This window comes from Pseudoflavonifractor capillosus, assembly GCF_016899775.1.
Taxonomy (GTDB): Bacteria; Bacillota; Clostridia; order Oscillospirales; family Oscillospiraceae; genus Lawsonibacter.
In genome coordinates this window covers 1-2,505 of the sequence record NZ_JACJJE010000116.1, presented here as the reverse complement: position 1 = coordinate 2,505, position 2,505 = coordinate 1, and the positions used below count along the sequence as shown (strand labels likewise).

General features: G+C 53.2%; 3 protein-coding genes. All 3 read right to left on the bottom strand.

Annotation, left to right across the window (positions count from 1 at the left end):
- Positions 1–470, bottom strand: a 470-nt coding sequence (locus H6B31_RS16460; protein ID WP_204899490.1) for a recombinase family protein, incomplete at its 3' end; no start/stop codon positions are given.
- On the bottom strand, positions 467–1,219 hold the full coding sequence (locus H6B31_RS16455) for a recombinase family protein (RefSeq protein WP_204899489.1): 753 nt from the start codon (positions 1,217–1,219) through the stop codon (positions 467–469). The genes H6B31_RS16455 and H6B31_RS16460, both read right to left, overlap by 4 nt.
- The coding region (locus H6B31_RS16450) for a recombinase family protein (protein WP_204899488.1) at positions 1,219–2,505 on the bottom strand (1,287 nt) is incomplete at its 5' end. The genes H6B31_RS16455 and H6B31_RS16450, both read right to left, overlap by 1 nt.

Genomic DNA, 2,505 nt, shown 5'->3' with positions numbered 1-2,505 from the left:
TCAGCCTGGGCGAAGGCTCCGTGGAGTGTGATCAGGAACTCGCTCTCTGGGTGGATGGAGTTGATATTCTGCTCCTCAAAAATCACTGGGATTCCCAGACTTCGCAGCTCCCGGGTATAATTGAGGGTGTCCACGGTGTTTCGGGCGAAGCGGGAGACAGACTTGGCCAGGATCATATCGATCTTTCCCTGGCGGCACTGGCGGATCATCCGCAGGAATTCCTTCCGCTTATTGGCGGAAGTCCCTGTGATGCCCTCATCTGCAAACACACCGGCCATAGTCCAGTTGGGTTCCTTCATGATTTTCTCTGTGTAGTAGGAAAGCTGGTTTTGATAGCTGGTGATCTGCTCCTCACTGTCGGTGGACACCCGGCAGTAGGCCGCTACCCGCAGACTCCGTTTTTTCTCCTGCTCTTGTGGCGTCTCCTTCTTAGCCGGAATGATAATGACCTTCGGAGCGGTATCTGTCATTGGTTGTTTCCCCCCTCCATAGTTTGATGGTTTTTCAGCAGAATTGTAACCCTTCTGCCGGCGTATGTGATGTGCCGGACGCTCTCATGCAGGAGCTCTTGGTTTAGCTCACCCATGGGACTGCGGGACTGGAACAACCTCTGGAGCCGCTCTGTTTCATATTCCTCCGGCCCGATGGCGTTCAGCTGGAGTTCTGCCAGGTGGAGGGCCATCTTTCTAGCACGATCCTCGTCCACCGGCGGGGTGTTCAGCAGATCGTCCAGCTCCTGACGGAGCCGGATGGCTTCCGCAGGCAGGACTTTCTTACAGAGCGGACAGCGGAGCTGTTCCGGGTGGGCAATCAGGCTGTTCAGAACCGCCAGCACCTGCCGCTCCACCCAGGGAGGCGGGGAGCCGCCGCACAGCCGGCGCAGCTCCTTCTGGGCAGGGGTTTTCCGCGAAGGAGCTGCCTGTTTCTTTCGGCGCATCTGTACCGCTTCAAACAGCTCTTGGGAAATCAGGGACGGATAATCGCACTGGCCGGTATACTTGTGGTTCTCCAAAATGCGGGCCACCATGTTTTTGTTCCACAGCTTTCCCACCTCATAGGGGACGTCCCCCTTTTCCAGAGCCTTTGTCAAGTCATGGTAGGATGCCCCAGTCAGATAGGACTGGAAGATCCAGCGAACCACAGAGGCTTCCCGTTCCTGGATCACGATCTCGCCCCACTCCATTTTGTAGCCGAAGGGCTGTTTTCGGTTGGATGCCATCACCGCACCGTCCTCTCGATGTCCTCTGTCAGCTCCAGGCCGTTGATAAGCCGGAACCGCAGACGTTCATTGCTCTCCACGATGATTTTATCGACGATCTCGCGGAACAGCTCCTCGTCGAAGGTATCCAGAAATTCCGGAGCGGCCTCCAAGGTCTCCAGCAGGACTCGTGTCTGGGAGATGGTTGGGTTTTCCTCGGATTCCAAGAGCCGCTCCTTTTCCAGCTTGACGGCACGAAGTTGTTCCGCCAGAGCGTCCCGGCGGGAGATAAAAAGGTCAGGATCGACCAACCCCTGCTGCTTCAGCTGGGCCAGTAAGCGATCCTGACGGGTTATATTTGCAATTTGCATATTCAGTTCTACAATGTCTAAGCTCCAGAGCATTTTGCCGGTTTGGGCAGCTTGGAGATCTGAAAGCAGTTGATTCAGAATGGCTAATCCTTGGTGCCGGAGTTTGTGATAAAGAGACCGCAAGGCAGTTAATATAGTTTCTTCAGGAACCGGGGATAAATCACATCTACCTGAATTTTCTTCATGTCCCCGGCAGACCATATACCATATTCCATTAGAGCGCTTTGGGCGCAGAACGCGTCCACAGCATCCACACTGTGCAAATCCATTCGCAAGAGGACGTTGTCCCGCAATTCCAGGCAGGAGTTCTTTGTTTCGAGATAGCCGCAACGCTTTTGCTCTTTCAAATATTTCAGGTGAGATGGCTGCTTCGTTGATTTTCTCGACAAAATACATGGGACGCTCCCCGTGATTCCGTTGTTTTTTTCGAGGGAGCGTATCTGTGGCAAACCTCTTTCGCAGAAGTGCGTTTCCGCAATATCGTTCATTTGTCAAGATGTAATCAACTTTTTGTGGATTCCAGATTTGATCCTTCGTCAGCCGAATCAATGCGGAGGCAATCTCACTTGCCGTATTTCCGGATAGATATGCGTGAAAGATATATTGAATGATGGGAAGAGATTCTGGTAAGAGTTCCAACTTTCCGTTGCTTAAACGATATCCGAAGGGAGCATGGCAGGTATTGTACTTGCCGGTGCGCATTCTGGCATCTACACTCCAACGAATATTTTGGGATATCGTTTCGCTCTCCTTCTGATCCATCATAGCGAAGATGGCGACCAGCAACTCCCCGGAGAGCTCAGCGGTGTCGATATTCTGCTCCTCAAAGCATACACTGACATCCAGCGCCTTCAGCTCTCGGACCGCCTCCAGGCACTCCTTAGCGTTTCGGGCAAACCGTGAGGAGGACTTGACGAGGATTCTGTCGATTCGTCC